The sequence below is a fragment of the Corynebacterium macginleyi genome (genome assembly GCF_003688935.1).
Lineage (GTDB): Bacteria > Actinomycetota > Actinomycetes > Mycobacteriales > Mycobacteriaceae > Corynebacterium > Corynebacterium macginleyi.
The window spans coordinates 238,561-257,926 of record NZ_REGE01000002.1 but is presented as its reverse complement, the minus strand read 5'-3'; the positions used below and the strand labels follow the sequence as shown (position 1 = coordinate 257,926).

Annotated in this window: 17 protein-coding genes; 11 read left to right on the top strand and 6 right to left on the bottom strand. The window is 56.1% G+C overall.

Annotated elements, in window-relative coordinates; translation table 11 throughout:
- The first annotated feature begins 166 nt into the window (after positions 1-166).
- From tsf to D9V82_RS02940, 4 genes are all read left to right on the top strand, one after another.
- Entirely contained in the window at positions 167-979 is an 813-nt protein-coding gene (gene tsf, locus D9V82_RS02955; protein ID WP_121910895.1) for a translation elongation factor Ts, read from the top strand.
- Between the two features lie 184 nt (positions 980-1,163).
- Complete coding sequence (pyrH, locus tag D9V82_RS02950) at positions 1,164-1,892, top strand: UMP kinase (RefSeq protein WP_121910894.1); 729 nt, start codon at positions 1,164-1,166, stop codon at positions 1,890-1,892.
- Between the two features lie 70 nt (positions 1,893-1,962).
- Positions 1,963-2,520 carry a ribosome recycling factor gene (gene frr / locus D9V82_RS02945; RefSeq protein WP_121910893.1) on the top strand — a complete coding sequence of 186 codons (558 nt, stop codon included), beginning with the start codon at positions 1,963-1,965 and terminating at the stop codon, positions 2,518-2,520.
- A gap of 123 nt (positions 2,521-2,643) precedes the next feature.
- Positions 2,644-3,522 carry a phosphatidate cytidylyltransferase gene (locus tag D9V82_RS02940; protein ID WP_183122447.1) on the top strand — a complete coding sequence of 293 codons (879 nt, stop codon included), beginning with the start codon at positions 2,644-2,646 and terminating at the stop codon, positions 3,520-3,522.
- A 107-nt stretch (positions 3,523-3,629) separates the two neighbouring features.
- Here the strand turns inward: D9V82_RS02940 and D9V82_RS02935 are convergent, their stop codons facing one another.
- Positions 3,630-4,031 carry a LapA family protein gene (locus tag D9V82_RS02935; RefSeq protein WP_121910892.1) on the bottom strand — a complete coding sequence of 134 codons (402 nt, stop codon included), beginning with the start codon at positions 4,029-4,031 and terminating at the stop codon, positions 3,630-3,632.
- A 104-nt stretch (positions 4,032-4,135) separates the two neighbouring features.
- Here D9V82_RS02935 and rlmN point away from each other — a divergent pair, with 104 nt between their 5' ends.
- Positions 4,136-5,248, top strand: a complete 1,113-nt coding sequence (gene rlmN / locus D9V82_RS02930; RefSeq protein WP_121910971.1) for a dual-specificity RNA methyltransferase RlmN — start codon at positions 4,136-4,138, stop codon at positions 5,246-5,248.
- Positions 5,249-5,432: 184 nt separating this feature from the next.
- Here the strand turns inward: rlmN and D9V82_RS02925 are convergent, their stop codons facing one another.
- On the bottom strand, positions 5,433-5,921 hold the full coding sequence (locus D9V82_RS02925; protein ID WP_121910891.1) for a DUF2631 domain-containing protein: 489 nt from the start codon (positions 5,919-5,921) through the stop codon (positions 5,433-5,435).
- A 139-nt stretch (positions 5,922-6,060) separates the two neighbouring features.
- Here D9V82_RS02925 and dxr point away from each other — a divergent pair, with 139 nt between their 5' ends.
- The 5 genes from dxr to map all read left to right on the top strand — a co-directional run bounded on the left by dxr (position 6,061) and on the right by map (position 12,654).
- A complete protein-coding gene (gene dxr / locus D9V82_RS02920; RefSeq protein ID WP_121910890.1) occupies positions 6,061-7,221 on the top strand; it encodes a 1-deoxy-D-xylulose-5-phosphate reductoisomerase in 1,161 nt (386 codons plus the stop codon).
- 12 nt (positions 7,222-7,233) lie between these two features.
- Positions 7,234-8,442 (top strand): M50 family metallopeptidase, encoded by a 1,209-nt coding sequence (locus D9V82_RS02915; protein ID WP_121910889.1) that lies wholly within the window; start codon positions 7,234-7,236, stop codon positions 8,440-8,442.
- A 175-nt stretch (positions 8,443-8,617) separates the two neighbouring features.
- Positions 8,618-9,781 carry a flavodoxin-dependent (E)-4-hydroxy-3-methylbut-2-enyl-diphosphate synthase gene (gene ispG, locus D9V82_RS02910; RefSeq protein WP_121910888.1) on the top strand — a complete coding sequence of 388 codons (1,164 nt, stop codon included), beginning with the start codon at positions 8,618-8,620 and terminating at the stop codon, positions 9,779-9,781.
- 95 nt (positions 9,782-9,876) lie between these two features.
- Positions 9,877-11,727, top strand: a complete 1,851-nt coding sequence (locus D9V82_RS02905) for a penicillin-binding transpeptidase domain-containing protein (protein ID WP_121910887.1) — start codon at positions 9,877-9,879, stop codon at positions 11,725-11,727.
- Between the two features lie 57 nt (positions 11,728-11,784).
- Positions 11,785-12,654: a type I methionyl aminopeptidase gene (gene map / locus D9V82_RS02900; RefSeq protein ID WP_121910886.1), complete on the top strand. Its 870-nt coding sequence runs from the start codon at positions 11,785-11,787 to the stop codon at positions 12,652-12,654.
- A 142-nt stretch (positions 12,655-12,796) separates the two neighbouring features.
- Here map and mtr read toward each other — a convergent pair whose 3' ends face one another.
- Together mtr and D9V82_RS02890 are read right to left on the bottom strand one after the other, a co-directional pair.
- Entirely contained in the window at positions 12,797-14,197 is a 1,401-nt protein-coding gene (gene mtr, locus D9V82_RS02895; protein ID WP_121910885.1) for a mycothione reductase, read from the bottom strand.
- Between the two features lie 35 nt (positions 14,198-14,232).
- Positions 14,233-15,291 (bottom strand): alpha/beta hydrolase, encoded by a 1,059-nt coding sequence (locus tag D9V82_RS02890; protein WP_121910884.1) that lies wholly within the window; start codon positions 15,289-15,291, stop codon positions 14,233-14,235.
- A gap of 281 nt (positions 15,292-15,572) precedes the next feature.
- Between D9V82_RS02890 and mqo the strand changes: the two genes are divergently transcribed.
- Complete coding sequence (gene mqo / locus D9V82_RS02885) at positions 15,573-17,069, top strand: malate dehydrogenase (quinone) (RefSeq protein WP_121910883.1); 1,497 nt, start codon at positions 15,573-15,575, stop codon at positions 17,067-17,069.
- Positions 17,070-17,175: 106 nt separating this feature from the next.
- On the opposite strand, the gene D9V82_RS02880 is transcribed toward mqo, so the two are convergent.
- Positions 17,176-18,531, bottom strand: a complete 1,356-nt coding sequence (locus tag D9V82_RS02880) for a protein adenylyltransferase SelO (RefSeq protein ID WP_121910882.1) — start codon at positions 18,529-18,531, stop codon at positions 17,176-17,178.
- Between the two features lies 1 nt (position 18,532).
- Positions 18,533-19,357 carry a PhzF family phenazine biosynthesis protein gene (locus D9V82_RS02875; protein ID WP_121910881.1) on the bottom strand — a complete coding sequence of 275 codons (825 nt, stop codon included), beginning with the start codon at positions 19,355-19,357 and terminating at the stop codon, positions 18,533-18,535.
- Between the last annotated feature and the right edge of the window lie 9 nt (positions 19,358-19,366).

Sequence of the window (19,366 nt, the reverse complement as noted above, 5' to 3'; positions counted from 1 at the left end):
GTTACTTTTATCTATGCTGGAGGCGGCTAAAATTAGCCTCCGTAAAACCGCATTGATGAGAGAAAATTGGGGTAAATGCCCCCACCCAAAGACGGCGCGAGCTCGCTTCGTCGACTACGCTATCTCAACGAACACTGACTGATTTTCAAGGAGGATCGCCCTAATTATGGCGAATTACACTGCTGCAGATGTAAAGGCACTGCGCGAAGCGACTGGCTCCGGCATGCTTGATTGCAAGAAGGCCCTGGAAGAAAACAACGGCGACTACGACAAGGCTGTTGAATTCCTGCGCATCAAGGGCGCTAAGAATGTGTCCAAGCGTGCTGACCGCGAGGCTACCGAGGGGCTTATTGCCGTATCCGGCAACACCATGGTTGAGATCAACTGTGAGACCGACTTCGTGGCAAAGAACGAGGGCTTCCAGTCCTTCGCTAAGAGGATTGTTGAAGCTGCTGCCGCAGCGAAGGCTAACTCTCCCGAAGAGCTTAACGACGTAGAGATCGACGGCCAGAAGGTCTCCGACTTTGTTGACCAGGAGTCTGCAAAGACCGGTGAGAAGCTGCAGGCTCGCCGTGCAGTCACCGTCGATAGCGATAATGTTACTGTATACCTGCACCAGCGCTCCGCTGACCTGCCTCCTGCAGTTGGTGTCTTGGTTTCCTACGAAGGTAACAAGGAAGGCGCACACGCTGCCGCCTTGCAGATCGCAGCTATGAATGCTGAGTACTTGAAGCGTGAGGACGTTCCTGCAGAGATCGTCGAGAAAGAGCGCTCCATTGCTGAGGCCACTACCCGCGAAGAGGGCAAGCCTGAAGCTGCGCTTCCAAAGATCGTGGAAGGCCGCCTCAACGGCTTCTACAAGTCCGTTGTCTTGCTGGAGCAGGCCTCCTTGTCCGACAACAAGAAGACCGTCAAGCAGGTCGCAGAAGAGGCTGGCACCACCATCACCGGCTTCGTTCGCTACGAGGTTGGAGCTTAAGCTTAAGCCCCTTTTAGCCTTTAAAGCCCACGGGAGTTATACCCTCTGGTGGGCTTTTCTGCTGTCTAGAGACAGGGAAGAAGGGGTGGCTGCTGGGGTGCGGTGCAGTGTGGGGAAGCAACAGGTGTGTGGGTAGGATGGAAAATGAATTAGATCAGCGCGCGCAAAAGGAGAAGATTAAGGCATGACTTCTGCAGACGAGAAACGAAGCGGATACAAACGAGTAATGCTGAAACTCGGCGGCGAAATGTTTGGCGGCGGCAAGGTGGGAATTGACCCGGACGTTGTCGAAAATGTAGCTCGCCAAATCGCTGAAGTAGCTGAGCAGGGGATCGAGATAGCCGTGGTGATCGGCGGCGGCAACTTCTTCCGCGGAGCAGAGCTCTCGCAGCGTGGCATGGACCGCGCCCGCTCTGACTACATGGGCATGCTGGGAACCGTCATGAACTCGTTGGCCCTGCAGGACTTCTTAAATCAAAAGGGCGTTGACTGCCGCGTACAAACGTCTATCAACATGGCACAAATTGCCGAGCCGTACCTACCATTGCGTGCTGACCGCCACCTGGAGAAGGGACGCGTCGTTATCTTCGGTGCAGGCATGGGCATGCCGTATTTTTCCACGGATACCACGGCCGCGCAGCGCGCACTGGAAATTGGTGCCGATGTCCTCTTCCTGGCCAAGGGCGTCGATGGTGTGTATTCGGATGACCCGCGCACGAACCCTGATGCGGAACTCTACACCCAAATTACCCCGCGCGAGGTAATTGAAAAGGGACTCAAAGTCGCCGATGCTACCGCCTTTAGCCTGTGCATGGACAATGACATGCCCATTTTGGTCTTCAATCTTTTGGAAGAGGGAAATATTGCTCGCGCAGCTAGCGGTCAGGTTATTGGCACGCTGGTGCAGTCTTAATTCTAAAACGGTTCAGAACCTGCTACCTTTTATACAGCTACCCTTCAACGTTGAAAGATGATTCAGCCTCATGATCGATGACATTCAGCTCGAAGCCGAAGAACATATGACCGCTTCCGTCGAGCACACCCGCGAGCAGCTAGTGACTATTCGCACCGGCCGTGCCAACCCGGCGATGTTTAATGGAATCATCGCGGAGTACTACGGAGCGCCGACTCCGATTACTCAAATGGCTACCATCTCCGTGCCAGAGCCCCGGATGTTGCTCATTAAGCCATATGAGCAGTCCATGATTCAAGAGATTGAAAACTCCATCCGTAACTCGGACTTGGGCGTCAACCCCACCAACGACGGCCACGTGCTGCGTGTGACCGTTCCGCAGCTGACCGAGGAACGCCGTAAGGAAATGGTAAGGCTGGCTAAAAGCAAGGGCGAGGACGGTAAGATTGCGATCCGTAATATTCGCCGCAAGGCCATGGAGCAGCTGAAGAAACTCCAAAAGGATGGGGAAGAGGGCGAGGATGAGGTCCTTGCTGCAGAAAAGGAAATGGAAAAGATTACAGCTGGCTACGTTGAGCAGATTGACAAGCTGGTAGAAAATAAGGAATCCGAATTGATGGAGGTTTAGGCCTTTTCCACTGCCGCCGCGCCCACATCGGCCGGCGGCGCTTTTCTATACGTAGTTTGTTGTATAGGAAAGAGCTAAGCCTTGCGATGCGCTTATAACGCCAAGTGAAAGGAGCCGGTCACTGTGAGTGACGCCTTGAACCGCCGATTGCCGCAACCAAAAAATGGCCCTGGTCGTGATTTACCGGCGGCTATTGGAGTAGGCGTGGGGCTCGGCGTCCTCGTTGTTCTCGCTATACGGGTTGGCCCCTTGGCTTGGTATGCGGCGGTGGCCGTCGCGGTCGGCGTGGCCATGTGGGAAGTTCTTAGCCGCTTGCGCGAGAATTCCTATTATATTCCGCGCACCTTGTTAATCATTTTGGGACAGGCCATGGTGTGGATTTCCTGGCCTCTTGGCGCGTCCGGGCTCGTGGCGGTTTATGTCACTGCCGTGCTCATTTTGATGTTCGGCAGACTTTTCCATAATGGGCGTCATCGTCCGCCTATCAATTACCTGCGGGACATGTCCGTCGGTATTTTCGTGCTGACGTGGATTCCGCTTTTTGCGACCTTTGCAGCGATGCTGTCCCTAATTTCTACCCCGGTAGCCAGCGGTTCGGCCTCCATCCTGGTTTTTATGTTGTGCGTGGTCGCCTCCGATACCGGTGGCTACATAGTCGGCGTGATGTTTGGCTCGCACCCCATGGCGCCGGCCGTGAGTCCGAAGAAATCCTGGGAAGGTTTTTGTGGCTCGATTGGTTTCGGTATCATCACCGGCGCGTTTTCCGTTCACTTCCTATTGCATCACTCGGCCTGGGTAGGTGCGTTGATGGGCCTCGGCCTCGTCATTTGTGCCTCGCTGGGTGACTTGGTGGAATCACAATTTAAGCGAGAGCTGGGTATTAAAGATATGTCCCACATTCTCCCCGGGCACGGTGGCCTCATGGACCGCCTTGATGGAATGCTTCCCGCTGCCATGGTTACCTGGGTCGCCATCAGTTTTATAGCCAATCTTGCGGTTTAGTCCGAGCCGAGGCCACCGCGCCGTCGGCGGTGCAGGGCTTAAAACCGCCGCTTCTTACTATGTAAGCGGAACAAAGTTCTGAGCAGGGGAAGGCGGCGGTAGGCTTTTTAGCCTGCGGTCTGCTTGCGCAACTGGCGGCGCAATTCGAGCATGCGCCACACACCCACCAGTGCCATAATGAGCGCGCCGCCGATGGTGAACATCAGGTAGGCAATGCCTGCCGGGAACTCCCCCGACCAGCCGAGGAAGTTCATCGGAACCTCTTGTTGGTTTTGCATGATGAAGATGATCAACACGATCAGCAAGAGGAAACCGACAATGAGCGCCGCCCAAGTGCTAGCGGCGAATGAGCCCTGGGCCTTTGAGCGAGTAGTAGCAGGCTCACTGGTGCCGAAGCCGGTGGAGACATCCTTGCTTCCAGGTTCAGCTAGAGCGGTATTATCGTCTCCCGTGGTCGCCTCGTTACCGGCGGTGGAGAAGTCATCTTCAGGGTATTTCGCATTGGTCATATGTCTATTATTTCTGTAAACCCTTCCAAAATTCCACTTGGCTACACCATGAGACGCTCTCAATTGGAAAATTTCCGGTAAAGCGTGGAAAGATGAGCATTATTATGGCTCAACCAGTAAAACTTAATTTCTCCGCGCCGCGGCGCGGACTGCCACCTAAGCACTTTGCAGACCTCACTGAAAAAGAGCGTATAGATAAGCTCGCAGAAATCGGCCTACCTAAATTCCGTGTCAAGCAAGTGGCCAAGCATTACTACGAGCATCTCACGGACGACGTTGAAGAGATGACGGATATCCCTGCTGGCAAGCGCCAAGAGGTCAAAGAGGTCTTCTTCCCTGAGCTTATGGAGCCCATTCGTACGACTTCGACTGATGATGGGCAGACCACTAAGTCCCTGTGGCGCTTGCACGACGGCACCCTTTTGGAGTCCGTCTTGATGCGGTACCCTGGCCGCGCTACCTTGTGCATATCTTCCCAGGCCGGCTGCGGAATGGCCTGCCCGTTTTGTGCCACCGGCCAGGGGGGACTGGACCGTAATCTTTCTACCGGTGAAATCGTGGAACAGTTCCGCCACGCAGGCGCTGCGATGGCCGCCGAGGGCGGCCGCTTGTCCAATGTAGTGTTCATGGGTATGGGCGAGCCGTTGGCCAACTATAAACGCGTGGTCCAGGCGGTGCGCCAGATTACCGGTCAAGATGGCAGCGGCTTTGGTCTTTCCCAGCGCAATGTGACCGTCTCCACCGTGGGATTGGCTCCTGCCATTCGCAAGCTTGCGGACGAGGACCTTGCCTGCACGCTTGCGGTATCGCTGCATACGCCGGATGATGAACTGCGCGATAGTTTGGTGCCGGTCAATAATCGCTGGTCCGTTGATGAAGTCCTCGACGCCGCGCGATACTACGCCGATAAATCCGCCCGCCGTGTATCTATCGAGTATGCCCTCATTCGGGACAAGAACGATCAGGATTTTCGTGCCGATATGCTAGGCCGCAAGTTGCACCAGAAGCTCGGTTCTAAGGCGCACGTCAACGTTATCCCGCTTAACCCGACGCCGGGCTCGGAATGGGACGCAGCCCCCCGGGCACGACTCGAAGAATTCGTCAGGCGCGTTCAGGCGCAAGGAGTGCCGTGCACCGTGCGCGATACTAAGGGCGATGAAATCGCTGCAGCATGCGGGCAGCTTGCCGCCGATGAAAGAGAAGATATCTCGGCCTAAGCCTGCCATCACGGCCACCTAGCTATATTCGGGTGAGTGCCTAGGTGGTGTTGTCATGAGTGCAAGTCGGTGTTGGGCAAGCGGCGTTCGCACCTGTGGGAGAGTAGAGCTACACACCAGGGTGAAATCACAAAACCGCCGAGCCTCTTGCATAGAAAGGCTCGGCGGTTTTCCGTAGCTAGGATTACAGAGCGTGCTTGCCGGTGCTTACCTCGGCAGCGGCGGAGGCAGAATCGACACGCAGGTGGGAAACGCGGGAAGGCTCTATATTCAACGCGCGCAATTGGGAGTCGGTCAACTCGGTGTAGGCACCGGAAACGGTCTTCTGGTCATAAATCCAGTCCCGTTCTTGGTGGCTGGCCGCCTTATTATTAGAGGTGATGGTGCGCACCTGGTTGAGCTTCGGCTGGAAGGCGAAGATGAGCAAGCCCACAACCAAAAGGACGGTTAGGGTGACGAGCCAGACGGTCTCTACATGGCCCTTGTGGTTACCAAAGTTGAAACCCATCATGAAAATTACGGAGATCCAACCCGCGATTTGCACACCAGAACGGCTGATTCGGGACCAACCGAAGCCTGCGGATGGAACATCCTCGGTAGAAACACCGTCATACACCTGCGGTACCGGCTTGTGGGAAGACACTTGTTCTCCTTCGCTATCGCGTGTGTCCATTCGTCGAAGGGCACACCTATGTCTCTAGACTGTTTCCAATTTTAAAACATCGTGGCTGCAAAGGCGATTAAACACCCCCGCCTGCTTGCCCGTCCTGATCTCCTAGCAGGGCGGCGCGAAGGATCGCTAGGGTAGAGGAGTGACTACTCAGCAAGTACTTATTCTCGGCTCCACCGGCTCTATTGGCACGCAAGCATTAGAAGTAATTGCGGATAACCCCGATAAGTTTGAGGTTGTGGGCATTGCCGCGGGCGGGTCTAACCCGCAACAGATCATTGAGCAAGCGCACACCTTACACCTTTCGTTTGACCGCATTGCCGTGGCTCAATCTGCGGCGGCAGCAGAGGTTTCTGCAGCTTTAGGTGGCACAGTGCTTTCCGGCAACGGTGCAGCGGAAGAGCTTGTGCGTTCGGTTCCTGCCGATACGGTGCTCAATGCCTTAGTGGGTTCCCTGGGACTCAAAGCAACTTTGGCGACGCTGGAAATGGGCGAGTATCTCGCGCTAGCGAATAAGGAGTCCTTGGTTGCGGGCGGCACCTTGATCACTAAATCTGCAAGGCAAGGCCAGATCATTCCCGTGGATTCGGAGCATTCTGCGATGGCTCAATGTCTGCGTGGGGGCGAAGATGGTGAGCTGGATAAGCTTGTTCTCACCGCCTCGGGCGGTCCCTTCCGCGGCCAGACCCGGGAGCAGATGTGGGACGTTACCCCGCAGCAAGCCGCGCAGCACCCCACGTGGTCTATGGGTCAGATGAACACGTTGAATTCCGCCACCTTGATCAATAAGGGGCTCGAGCTCATCGAGGCGGCACTCCTTTTTGATATTGAGCCAGATCGCATCGAGGTCACGGTGCACCCACAGTCGGTTATCCATTCGATGGCCACCTTCAGAGATGGCTGCACCATTGCACAGGCTTCACCGCCGTCGATGAAGTTGCCTATCTCTCTAGCTCTAAATTGGCCTCAGCGGGTGCCGGGGGCGCAACCGGCCCTGGATTTTTCCCAGGCGCATCGGTGGGAATTTGAGCCGCTCGATGATACCGCCTTTCCTGCCGTATCCCTCGCCCGGGAGGCTGCGGCGCAGGGTACCGGCGTGATTTATAACGCTGCCAATGAAGAAGCCGCTGCAGCGTTCTTGTCTGGCCGCATTCATTTCCCAGAAATTGTTGATGTCGTCGGCGAAATCCTTGGGGAGTCTTGCCAGTTTGCTGGTGTAGTCTCTACCCTCGATGAAATCCTTGCCGTAGAAGGTGAGGCTCGCAGGCGTGCGAATGCGCGCATTGACCGTTTAGCTGACTAGAAGGCTTTTTCAATGGCAAACTTGCTGGGCATAGTGTTTTTCGCTCTTGGCATAGGGTTGACTGTGGCTCTCCATGAGGCCGGGCATATGTGGACAGCCCGCGCCTTTGGCATGCGGGTGCGGCGGTACTTCATAGGTTTTGGCCCGCGCGTTTTCTCCTTCCGCAAGGGGCATACCGAATACGGTCTTGCTGCGTTTCCGGTGGGCGGATTTTGCGATATCGCCGGAATGACCGCACAGGATGAGTTCCTGGCGGAGGAAGAAAAGCCCTATGCGATGTATAAAAAGCCTTGGTGGCAGCGCATTATCGTCCTTGCAGGCGGTATTGGGGTCAACCTGATCCTCGGCTTCATCATCGTGTATGTCGTGGCGATGACGGCGGGGTTGCCAAATCCTGATGCGGATGTGCGCCCACGGGTAGGGCAAGTAACCTGCAGCGCTAATCAAAAAGAAAACCAGGAGCTGGAATCGTGCACGGGTAACGGGCCCGCTGATAAGGCCGGTGTCCAAAAAGGTGATATTATTCTCGCGCTCGATGGCGAGCGTATAGAATCTTTTACGCAATTGCGCGATGAGGTCATGCAGCGCCCCGGTGAGACCGTGACGCTTACCGTAGAGCGCGGCGGTGTGGAAAGAGACTTCTCCATCGAATTGGAGACTGTTAAGCGCCTGAACCAACAGGGTGAATTGGTGGACGCCGGATCGATCGGGCTGAGCAATGAGGTCCTTGACATCGTTAAGAAGTATTCAGCGACGCAGGCAGTACCAGCAACGTGGCATTTCACCACCTATTCACTCGGGGCGACGGTGGAAGGAATCAAGCAATTCCCGGCCAAGGTACCTGGAGTGGTGGCTTCCATTTTTGGTCATGAGCGGGATATCGATGGGCCGATGTCCGTAGTTGGTGCATCGCGGGTTGGTGGTGAACTCGTAGAGCGGTCACTGTGGGCATCGTTCTTCATGATGCTGGCGACGCTGAATTTTTTCCTAGCCCTGTTTAATCTCATTCCGCTGCCGCCTTTTGACGGCGGTCATATTGCGGTCATCTTATATGAGAAGATCCGCGATGGTATTCGCAGGCTAATGGGCAAGCAGCCGCTGGGGCCGGCCGATTACACCAAGTTGATGCCCATTACCTATGCGATGGCGGCCCTACTCATGGTGCTGGGTGTAGTGATAATTATCGCGGATGTGGTCAACCCGATCAGGCTATTTGGCTAGTTTCGACGCCCCGTGCCCGTCGCGCTGTGTGGGTGGAATGCTCATCATTCAGTGCAATGTGCAGTGCGAGCGGGAACTTTAGCGCTTAACCATCTAGTGCTAGAGTGGGGACGTTCAATACTCACTGTGCAATAACATTTGGCAACGAGCCACGAGCTAGAAATAAGGAGCATTCATGTCTAGTCCTATTGGTCTAGGAATTCCTGACGGGCCTCCGCCGGTATTGCACCCGCGCAGGAAGACGCGGCAACTGCACGTAGGCCCAGTGGGCGTAGGTTCTGATTATCCAATTTCGGTGCAATCGATGACCAATACCAAGACCCATGACATCAACGGCACCCTGCAGCAAATCGCACAACTTACTGCCTCTGGCTGCGATATCGTGCGCGTGGCCTGCCCGAAGCCGGTGGATGCGGAGGCTTTGCCGGTCATCGCAAAGAAATCCCCGATCCCAGTCGTCGCGGATATTCACTTTCAGCCTAAGTACATTTTCCAGGCCATCGATGCTGGCTGCGCGGCAATTCGCGTCAACCCCGGCAACATCCGTGAGTTTGATGGTCGCGTTAAGGAAGTGGCCAAGGCCGCGGGCGATGCGGGGATCCCCATCCGTATCGGTGTTAATGGCGGTTCGCTGGATAAGCGCCTGCTGGAAAAATACGGCAAGGCCACCCCGGAAGCACTCGTCGAGTCCGCTATGTGGGAAGCCAGCCTGTTTGAAGAGTACGGCTTTGGCGATATCGCCATCTCCGTTAAGCACTCTGACCCCGTGTTGATGGTGCAGGCGTACCGCCTGCTGGCCGCGCAGACCGATTACCCACTGCACCTGGGCGTAACGGAAGCGGGCCCGAAGTTTATGGGCACCATTAAGTCCTCTGTTGCCTTTGGTGCCCTTTTGGCAGAAGGCATCGGCGATACTATTCGCGTTTCGCTGTCAGCCCCGCCTGAAGAAGAGATTAAGGTGGGCGACCAGATTTTGCAGTCCTTCAACTTGCGTCCGCGCAAGCTGGAAATCGTGTCGTGCCCGTCCTGCGGCCGCGCGCAGGTGGACGTGTATAAGCTGGCGGAAGAAGTTACCGCCGGCCTTGAAGGCATGGAATTTCCTATTCGCGTTGCCGTCATGGGCTGTGTCGTCAACGGCCCCGGTGAGGCCCGCGACGCTGACTTGGGCGTGGCATCCGGTAACGGCAAAGGCCAGATCTTCGTCAAGGGCGAAGTGGTGCGCACCGTGCCGGAAGACAAGATCGTGGAGACTCTTATCGAAGAGGCAATGCGCCTTGCAGATGAGGAAGGCATCGAAGCCGTGGACGGAGCTAAGGCTGATGTCCGGGTGACGCGGTAAGCTGCACCCCTCCGCGCGCCAATTTTTTAAGGGACTGCCCTGCACCTCGGTGTGGGGCAGTCTTTTTGCCGGGTACGCTGCTAAAGTGCCAAAGCATGAAGAAGTTATTCGCACTGGTTGCTACAGTCTTATTTGCGGCAACTGGTGTGGTTGCTTGTACCCCTAAGCCCGTATCCGCCGAGCCGGTGGCAGAACAGTTTATTGAAGGCATGGAGAGCCGAAATGCCAAGGCATTGGCGGAGCTTACTGACTCCCCTGATGATGCGACGCAGGCCATCGATGCTACGTACTCCGGCTTGCAGGCAGAGGGGCTCCATATTGAACTTGAGGGGGTCAAGCAGGACGAAGCAGTGGCTACGGTGAATTACAAGGTCGCCTGGGATCTGCCCAAGGATCGCAGCTTGAGCTATACCACGCAGATGACCTTGACCAAGGCCGAAGATGAGTGGACAGTGCGGTGGAAGCCTAGCATTATTCACCCGGACTTGGGCGCGCACCAGCACCTGGAGCTGCGCGCGTTGGAAGCCACGCGCGCTAGCGTCGTTTCCTCGAATGGGGTGGAGCTCATGAGCCCAGGGCTGCACTACCGCGTTATTGTGGATACAAAATCGCTTTCGGATGTCCGCCCCACGGCATCCAAGATCAGCAGCGCCCTGGCTGCGGCGCACCGTGAGGACGACTCGATTGCGGAAGTAGACGCCAAGGACCTCGCCGACAAGCTGGAAAAGGCACATTCTGCCTATTCGGTGGGGGTTTATACACAAGAACAGGAGTCTGTCATCCGTGCCAAGATGGAGGGGATGGACGGCGTCCGCATTAATGAGGAGCCCGCACTGGTGACCCGGGACCGTGGCCTCGCCCCTGATCTCCTATCCCGCGTGCGGTCGGCTGTCAATGATGAGCTCGACGGCGAGACCGGCTGGTCTATTGCCATCGTCAACGAAAATGGTGCAGCGCTGTCCGATGTTGAAAAGCATGCGCCTGAGGCCGCCCCCTCGATCAAGATCGGCTTAGATTATGACGTCCAACGTGCTGCCCAAGAAGCGGTGGATCAACGCGCGGACGCTCAGGCCATGCTGGTAGCAATCCGGCCCTCCAATGGCGATATCCTGGCGGTGGCACAAACCAAGAAGGCGGACGAAGACGGTGATGTTGCCTTGCAAGGCCAGTACCCGCCCGGCTCGGTTTTCAAGATCCTTACCGCCGCCGCAGGCGTGGACAAACAAGATCTGACCACAGATACCATAGTTCCGTGCCCCGGCACGATGGATATTTACGGCCGTGTGGTAACTAACTACAACGCGTTTTCTCTCGGCAACGTGCCGTTAAGCCGAGCCTTCGCCCAATCGTGCAACACCACTTTCGCGGATATTTCTACCAGGCTGGCCCCCGGTGAACTGAAGGAAACCGGTAAGAAGTTTGGCTTCGGGGTGGATTATGAAATCCCCGGCCTTACCACCCTGACCGGCTCGATTCCGGAGGGCAAAGAAGCACTGGAGCGAACAGAGGCAGGTTATGGTCAAGGCTACGACCTTGCCAGCCCGTTTGGCATGGCTTTGGTTTCTGCCTCTGTAGCGGCGGGAAAGACCCCAATGCCAACGCTTATTGAGGGCCGCGATACGAAGGCATCGGATAAGCCAACGCAGATACCAGACAACGTGCTGAATAATGTGCGCGGCATGATGCGCCAGGTGGTCACCAGCGGTACCGCCCGCGGAATGCAAGCAGGTGGAACGATTTACGGCAAGACCGGTGAGGCCGAGATCAATGACGGCTCGCACGCCTGGTTTACCGGCTACCGAGAAGAAGACGATATCGCCTTCGCCACGCTTATCGTGCTGGGCGGTGGCTCCGAATCCTCGGTAGCCGTCACCGATAATTTCTTGCGGAAGCTAGATGATTACCGCTCGCGTCCCGGTGATCGCTCAATCCCTGCGGTCCCTTAAGACAGACTCGGCACCTGGATACTGCGCTCAGCGTTAGGAGGACTACCATGAGCAATTATGAGTACTCGTGGAAAATTAAAGCCAGGTAAACCAACCCCAATCCGGTCCGTGCCGGATGATATCGAGCGCCCGGAATACGTGTGGAAAGATGAAGTACAAGAGGCCATTGGTGAGCCTTTTGTGCAGCCCCCCGAAGTGATTGAGAAGATGAGGGAGGCCTGCAAGATCGCGGCCAATGCGTTGAAGGAAGCCGGCAAGGCTGTACAGCCTGGCGTAACGACGGACGAGGTTGACCGCGTGGCGCACGAGTATATGTGTGACCACGGTGCGTATCCGTCCACCCTGGGATACCGGGGTTTTACCAAGAGCACCTGCGTATCGCTTAATGAAATCGTTTGCCACGGCATTCCGGATACCACCGTGATTGAAGATGGTGACATCGTTAATATCGATATCACCGCTTATAAAAATGGCGTGCACGGCGACAATTGCGCGACCTTCTTGGCCGGGGACGTATCAGAGGAACATCGCCTTTTAGTAGAGCGCACCAAAGAGGCCATGCTGCGTGGTATTAAAGCCGCAAAGCCGGGCCGGGAGATTAACGTTATCGGCCGTGTTATCGAGTCCTACGCCAAGCGCTTTGGTTATAACGTTGTGCGTGACTTCACCGGTCATGGTGTAGGACCCACCTTCCACAATGGACTGGTGGTTTTGCACTACGATTCCACTGCGTACCGCGATATCTTGGAACCGGGCATGACCTTGACGGTAGAGCCGATGATTAACCTGGGCTCTTTGGACTACGATATCTGGGATGATGACTGGACCGTGCAAAACCGAGACGGTAAGTTTACTGCCCAGTTCGAGCACACGTTGGTCATCACCGATGAGGGAAATGAAATCCTGACTCTCCCAGATGAGGATTAACCGCCAAGGCCTTTCTTAAAGGCCCTAAGCATGACAAGCTGCCTCTTTAACCACTGCGTGTGAATTACTGCACGCGGTTGGGGAGTCGGCCTAAGCTATGGGGCCTGAGCATGTTAGTCTCTGCAATTTTTCGGGGGATGGTTTAGTCCCATTCGAGGCCTAACAGGGCGTTTTCTACGACCTCAGGAAGGGCTGGGTGGATCCAATACTGCTTCCGGGTAAAGTCACGCAGGTCGATCTCATAGGTCATCACGGTAATAAGCTGCTGGATCAGGGTAGAGGCCTGCGGGCCCATCAGGTGGGCGCCGAGGAGCTGTCCCGTCTTGCGGTCTGCAATCAGCTTGCAAATACCCGTGGAATCTTCCATAGCCCAGCCATAAGCCACGTCGCCGAAGTTTTGAATCTTCACGGTAACTTCGAAGCCTTGTTCCCGCGCCTCTTCTTCCTTCAATCCGACAGAGGCGATCTGCGGGTGGGTGAAGACGGCGGCAGGAACGTTGTCGTGGGGAAGCTCCTGCAGTTCATCTGGGTGGAGCAGGTTGTGCTGGATGGTCCGAGCTTCGGCGTTGGCGACATGCTTGAGCATGTAGGGCGAAGAGACATCGCCAAGCGCCCATACGCCTTCTGCATCCGTGAGGCCAGTGGCGTCGGTGGAAATGCGACCATCATCTAGCAGTTTGATGCCGGCCTTGTCTACATCCATGAGATCGCCATTTGGCTTGCGGCCGGTGGCAACCAGGATTGCGTCTGCTTCGAGGCTCTCGCCGTTATCGAGTTCCAGTCTCACACCGTGATCGGTTTCTTCCAGCTTGCTGCCGTTAGCAATCCGCACATCGAAGCGCTCGCGGGCAAGTTCGTTGAAACGCGAGGAGAGATCGAAATCGAGGTGGCGCAGTAGGGTCTCGCTGCGGTTGACCACGGTGACCTTGGTACCGAGGCCATCGAAGACGTGGGCAAATTCCATGGCGATATACCCGCCGCCCACGATGATCAGGCTTTCTGGTTGGCGGTCCATCCGCATGATATCGTCGTTGGTGTAGTACTTCACACCGGAGTTCGCATAGACCTCCGGGATTACCGGACGGGAGCCGGTAGCGATGACGATCTGATCGGCGCTGATGATGTGGTCACCGGTTTGGATGGTCTTTGGGCCAACGAAGCGGGCATGCTCGTCATAAACGGTGATATTCGGGGTCTTTTCACCGCGGCGGTATTCTTCGCCGCTTTGGGCGATCTGGTCGATGCGGTCGTGAAAGACACGCTCAACAATGAAGTCCCACTCCACGTTATTGAGCTGGGCGTCAATGCCGAGGCGCTTGCCTTCGCGGGCAGCAAGTGCGACATCGGCGGCGTAGACGTACATCTTGGTGGGGATGCAGCCAACGTTCAGGCAAGTGCCACCGAAGCGGCCCTCCTCAATGATGGCGATTTTCTTATCGTCAAAATCGGGGTTGGCAATTGAATTGCCAGAACCGGTTCCGACGATGATGAGGTCGTAGTGTTCCTCTGCGGCAGGAATATGTGCTGTATCAATTGTGGACATATCTGTACCTTAATCTGTGTGTCCAATTTGGGTATTTATACTGATGTGGGCGCTTCCACGATGGTGGGCAGCCACGCATCGCACGCTGCGAAGGCCTCCTTCAAGGGATGAGGGAGGGATAAAAAGACATCGTGACGCGCGCCGTCGATGGAATGCAGGGTGTAGTGGGCATTGAGTTCTTTCGCCCACCGCCTAGTCTGTGCGACATCGATGATGCAATCGACATGATTGACCGTATCGCAGTACGGCGTTGCCAATACGGAGCGGGTAGCTTGCAGGGTTAAAACGGGGACACCGGTATTAATACGGCCGCTGTGCATGGCGTCGAAACCATGAAAAACGGCAGCCAACCAGCCGATATATTTCTGATGCCCGGCTAAAGGTTTGAGGTCCAAGTCATAGTCCCACTCGCCGTGGAAGTCACAGTGTAGCGATTCGCCGTAAGCCGTGAGATTGCCCCCCGGCAAGGCAGCCTTGGGTGCAAGTTTGGCGGTGGAATATATGAGCGGCTTCAGTGCGCGGACCGCCCAGCTGGGAACGCCCATCATGTCGAGCCAGGGGCTATTAAGTATCAGGCCCTTCACTCGAGAAAAGCGCTGTGGGTCATGGCGGCGCAAAAAATCCATCCACAGTGGTGCAATCAGGCCACCGGTGGAGTGGGCTATAACGATTACCTTATCGTTGGCAATGGAATCGAGGGCCGCGGTGAGGTCGGTGTTATACAGAGATAAATCCGAAGCGTAATGCCAGGACTGGCCGGGGCGATGCGAGCGACCACACTTGCGCAGATCGACTGCGTAGAAGTCATAGCCTTGTAACGCAAAGTGTTTCGCGACGTGCGTGTGAAAAAAGTAGTCCGTCATCCCGTGCAGCCACACCAGGGCCGGGCGGGAAGATCGCGAGGAAGCGGAGCAAAGCGAAGGAGCATCGGCGGGGCCCGCAGCTGCGCCGTCTGCAGCCGAGGTCGACGCGTAGTGGACGAGGGTGGTCACAACATCCCCTTCGCCGTCAGGGTCTGGGCCAAGGTCGAGGGTGGCCGATTGAAAATCAGGGCCGAGGATATCGGGCCCCCATGACGGAGTTGCTGTAACCATGCCATGAGTCTAGTCAACTCGTGAGCCTCGCAACGTGAACAACGTGAACAGCCATTTTCCACGAAAGGTGAGATGTGTAACGCAACGCCCTCTATTGTGTTGACCCGAGTGGGGGAGAAAAACCAATCCAGAGCAGAAACGCGTAAGGTAATGCTTAAATGCGTGACACATCGGCAGGTTGTCTGTGTAAAACAGTCGCGGTGTGGGGCGCACAGCGCTTTAAATATGCGGTGTAAAAAGCGCCGATGTATATAAATTGTAATTCGAGGAGGATTAATACAGTGCCCTCAGCAAAGAAGACAGCACAAGTTGTAGATGAGGTCGATGTCGCGCTGGTAGGTGCCGGCATCATGAGTGCCACCCTGGGCGCTATGCTCCGCGAGTTGGAGCCGAGCTGGACCCAGATGATCTTTGAGCGCCTTGACGGTCCCGCCCTGGAATCCTCCTCCCCGTGGAATAATGCCGGTACCGGTCACTCCGCTCTGTGTGAGCTCAACTACACGCCTGAAAAGAACGGCCGCATTGATATTTCTAAAGCGATTTCGATCAATGAGAAGTTTCAGAAGTCGCGCCAATTCTGGTCCCACCAGCTCAACAACGGCATCCTGACTGATCCCAGCGAATTCATTAACCCGGTTCCGCACGTGTCCTTCGCGCAAGGCGAAATCCAGGTGGATTACTTGAAGCGCCGTTATGAGGTGCTGAGTGAAAAGCACATGTTCCCCGGCATGCAGTTTTCCGCTGATGACTCCACCTTTGCAGAGAAGCTGCCCATCATGGCAGACGGCCGCGACTTTTCCAATAAGGTCGCTATTTCGTGGACCGAAGTCGGGACCGATGTGAACTTCGGTGCCCTGGCCAAGCAGTTTCTAACCGCTGCGCGGGCCTCTGGAACGGAGATCCGTTACGGCCACGAGGTATTCGATATTGACCGCGATGGAAATGGCTGGAAAGTTTACTCCAAGAATAACCACACCGGCGATATCACCGTGGTAAAGGCGAAGTTCGTCTTTGTTGGTGCCGGCGGCTACGCCTTGGATCTACTCCGCAGAGCAAAGGTGAAAGAAGTAGCAGGCTACGCCGGATTCCCCATTTCCGGTTTGTGGCTGCGCGCTAAGAACCCGGAGCTTATTCAACAGCATCAAGCCAAGGTATACGGTAAAGCAGCGGTGGGCGCTCCTCCGATGTCGGTGCCGCACCTGGATACTCGCATCATCGACGGCGAAAAGGGCCTGTTATTTGGCCCCTACGGTGGCTGGAGTCCGAAGTTCTTGAAGAAGGGTTCCTACTTAGATCTCTTCAAGTCGATCCGCCCGAATAACATCACCTCCTATCTGGGTGTTGCTGTGCAGGAATTCGGCCTGACCAAGTACCTCATTGATGAGGTGCGCAAGAACTTCTCCGACCGCGTCGATTCCCTCCGTGAATACGTTCCAAATGCACAAGAAAGCGATTGGGAAACCGTGATTGCCGGTCAGCGTGTTCAGGTTATCAAGCCTGCAGGTGCACCACGCTTTGGTTCCCTCGAGTTCGGTACCGCATTGATCAATAACCAAGAAGGCAATATCGCCGGCCTGCTTGGTGCTTCCCCGGGTGCTTCGATTGCCCCGGCGGTCATGCTGGAGCTGCTCGAGCGTTGCTTTGGCGAGCGCATGATTGAGTGGAGCGATAAAATTCGCGAGATGGTGCCGTCCTACGGCATGAAGCTGGCCAATGATGAGGACTTCTACGATGAGATGTGGGAATACACTCAGAAGACGCTGAAGTTAGATCGCTAAAAACGCCGTTAGCTGTGTGCACAGTGCCAGCTTCTTACCCTCCGTGCAGAACCTGCTGCGCGGAGGGCTTTGTGCTGTTTAAGCTGGAATTTCGAGAATCTCACAATTAGGTACCGCAGTATGTCCGGAAACCTGCCAGCCCATTTGGATCAGGCTGTTCATAAGACGGATGCGGCTGCCACGGGTGGGTTACGGCGTGGAGAAGCTCAGTAAAAGGTTCCATATCGCCGGTTTCGGCGGCGCGCAGTGCGGCTTCGACGGCTATGTTGCGGGGAATGACCCGGGGCATGGCAGCGTCCACGGTCTGTGGCGCGGGCTCGCTGGCCAGGTAGCTATCCAAGAAATCATTATTGGAGAACAATTCTTGAGCAGGGCGGGTGTGGCCGCGGGCGGCATCAGCAAGCGTCCGGTGCGCTAGCGTGATATCCGGCCGAGAGAGCTGCATAGCGGCAAAGTAGGCTGAGGCTACCGTGGTAGAGGTATCAAGGGCGGTGGCGATGTCTTTTCGGCGTTGGGAGGCAAATTTCTCCTGGAACCCATTAATGGCCTCTTGTGCGAAATCGACCCCGGCATTGATAGTGGCGCTGAAAAGCGGTACGAGGGATTCCGCGAGCCGGGCGAGATTCCAGCCCAGGATTGCTGGTTGATTGCCAAAGGAATATCGTCCTTGCTGGTCAATGCTGGAAAATACCGTATCAGGGGAGTAAGACTCCATAAAAGCGCACGGGCCATAATCAATAGTTTCGCCGGAGACGGTGGTGTTATCTGTATTCATTACCCCGTGGATAAAACCTAAGCGCATCCATGCAGAGACAGTGGCAATCTGGCGTTCCATCACCCCCTGGAAAAACTCCCGGTACCCTGCTCCAGGGTAGTGGCGTGCAATGGCATAGTTCGCTAGGTCCTGGACACGGCCAAACTGCGCGGCATAGTGAAAAGTTCCTACCCGGATATGACTTGCCGCCACGCGGACCAGAACACCTGCCGGTTGTACGCGGCCCCGCTGAATAGGCCGACCGGTGGAAATCACGGCGAGTGAGCGCGTGGTGGGCACGCCGAGCGCATGCATAGCCTCGGAGACTAAGTATTCGCGCAACATCGACGAGAGAGTGCCGCGGCCATCAGAACCCGGCCGGGAATAGGGGGTAAGTCCCGTGCCTTTGGCGTGGAGATCCCATAGCTGTCCTTCCGTGTCCACCTCGCCTAACAGCATGGCCCGGCCATCGCCCATCTGTGGGTTGAAGGTACCGAATTGGAAGCCGGAATAAGCCATCGCGTGCCCGCCGCTGCGACCCAAAAGAAAGTTCAGGCCATCTGTAGAGCGCAGCCAGTCCGTATCAAGGCCCAGCTGCTGTGCCAACTTTTCATTGAGAACGGCAAGCTTAGGATCCGGTTGTTCTTCACCCTGCGTCACCGCCACTAGTTCTGGTAGGTGTTCGGCATAGTCGTGGTATAGGTGCATATTAGACCTCCAATCGGCCTTGTACGCGGATGTGGACGCGGCCGCCAACCCATATATCTGTGCCGTCATCGTAGATAAAGACCTCGCCTTTTCTTCCCAGCTGGCTGCCCTGGCAGGCGGTGTAGCGGGCGGGAACCAGCCCGCGCGAGCGCATAAATTGCGCAGCACCGCCATTGAAAGAACCGGTGACTGGATCTTCGAATTCTGCGGTAAAAGCACGCACCTCATAAGCAGCCGAAGAGGCGCCCGCGGCGCTATCGAGCATTCCTACCACGCCCACCTTGGGGCGAATAGCTGCGGGCCGAATTGCTCGTACTGCCGTGGCATCGCGCAGCTGTATAAGCCTCCAACCAGGTCCATTGTCTACCCAAGCGGAATCAAGGACGTCTGCTGCCGAGATATTCAATCCCGCACAGGCCTCTGCAAGCTCGCCACTGCTCAGTGGCCCACTAGCGCGCAGAGGCGGGGTGGAAAAAGAATAAATGCCCTCGTTCTCGCGCACGGAGACCAACCCCACCCCGCATTCCTGCGCTATGGTGCCTTCCTTCTGAGGCTCATTGCCGAGCACCCGCCAGACGGCGGCGCTGCCCAGGGTGGGGTGGCCGGCGAAAGCGAATTCCTCATGCGGGCTAAAAATGCGCACGCGATAGTCTGCCGCGGGATCGGTGGGATTGAGTAAGAACGTGGTTTCAGAAAAATTAGTCCAGTGCGCGATGGCCTGCATCTGCTGCGTCGAGAGCTCATCGGCATGAGCCACGACGGCGAGCGGATTGCCGGAAAACGCCGAGGTGGCAAAGACATCGACTTCAAAGAACTGGAGGTGCATGCCAACCAG

Excerpts from the sequence above, each read along its gene's own strand:
- frr (WP_121910893.1), top strand. The coding sequence starts at position 1,963 with ATGATCGATGACATTCAGCTCGAAGCCGAAGAACATATGACCGCTTCC.
- D9V82_RS02890 (WP_121910884.1), bottom strand. The coding sequence starts at position 15,291 with ATGGTTACAGCAACTCCGTCATGGGGGCCCGATATCCTCGGCCCTGAT.
- mtr (WP_121910885.1), bottom strand. The coding sequence starts at position 14,197 with ATGTCCACAATTGATACAGCACATATTCCTGCCGCAGAGGAACACTAC.
- ispG (WP_121910888.1), top strand. The coding sequence starts at position 8,618 with ATGTCTAGTCCTATTGGTCTAGGAATTCCTGACGGGCCTCCGCCGGTA.
- tsf (WP_121910895.1), top strand. The coding sequence starts at position 167 with ATGGCGAATTACACTGCTGCAGATGTAAAGGCACTGCGCGAAGCGACT.
- D9V82_RS02875 (WP_121910881.1), bottom strand. The coding sequence starts at position 19,357 with ATGCACCTCCAGTTCTTTGAAGTCGATGTCTTTGCCACCTCGGCGTTT.
- rlmN (WP_121910971.1), top strand. The coding sequence starts at position 4,136 with ATGGCTCAACCAGTAAAACTTAATTTCTCCGCGCCGCGGCGCGGACTG.
- D9V82_RS02915 (WP_121910889.1), top strand. The coding sequence starts at position 7,234 with ATGGCAAACTTGCTGGGCATAGTGTTTTTCGCTCTTGGCATAGGGTTG.
- map (WP_121910886.1), top strand. The coding sequence starts at position 11,785 with ATGAGTACTCGTGGAAAATTAAAGCCAGGTAAACCAACCCCAATCCGG.
- pyrH (WP_121910894.1), top strand. The coding sequence starts at position 1,164 with ATGACTTCTGCAGACGAGAAACGAAGCGGATACAAACGAGTAATGCTG.
- D9V82_RS02880 (WP_121910882.1), bottom strand. The coding sequence starts at position 18,531 with ATGCACCTATACCACGACTATGCCGAACACCTACCAGAACTAGTGGCG.
- D9V82_RS02925 (WP_121910891.1), bottom strand. The coding sequence starts at position 5,921 with ATGGACACACGCGATAGCGAAGGAGAACAAGTGTCTTCCCACAAGCCG.
- D9V82_RS02935 (WP_121910892.1), bottom strand. The coding sequence starts at position 4,031 with ATGACCAATGCGAAATACCCTGAAGATGACTTCTCCACCGCCGGTAAC.
- D9V82_RS02905 (WP_121910887.1), top strand. The coding sequence starts at position 9,877 with ATGAAGAAGTTATTCGCACTGGTTGCTACAGTCTTATTTGCGGCAACT.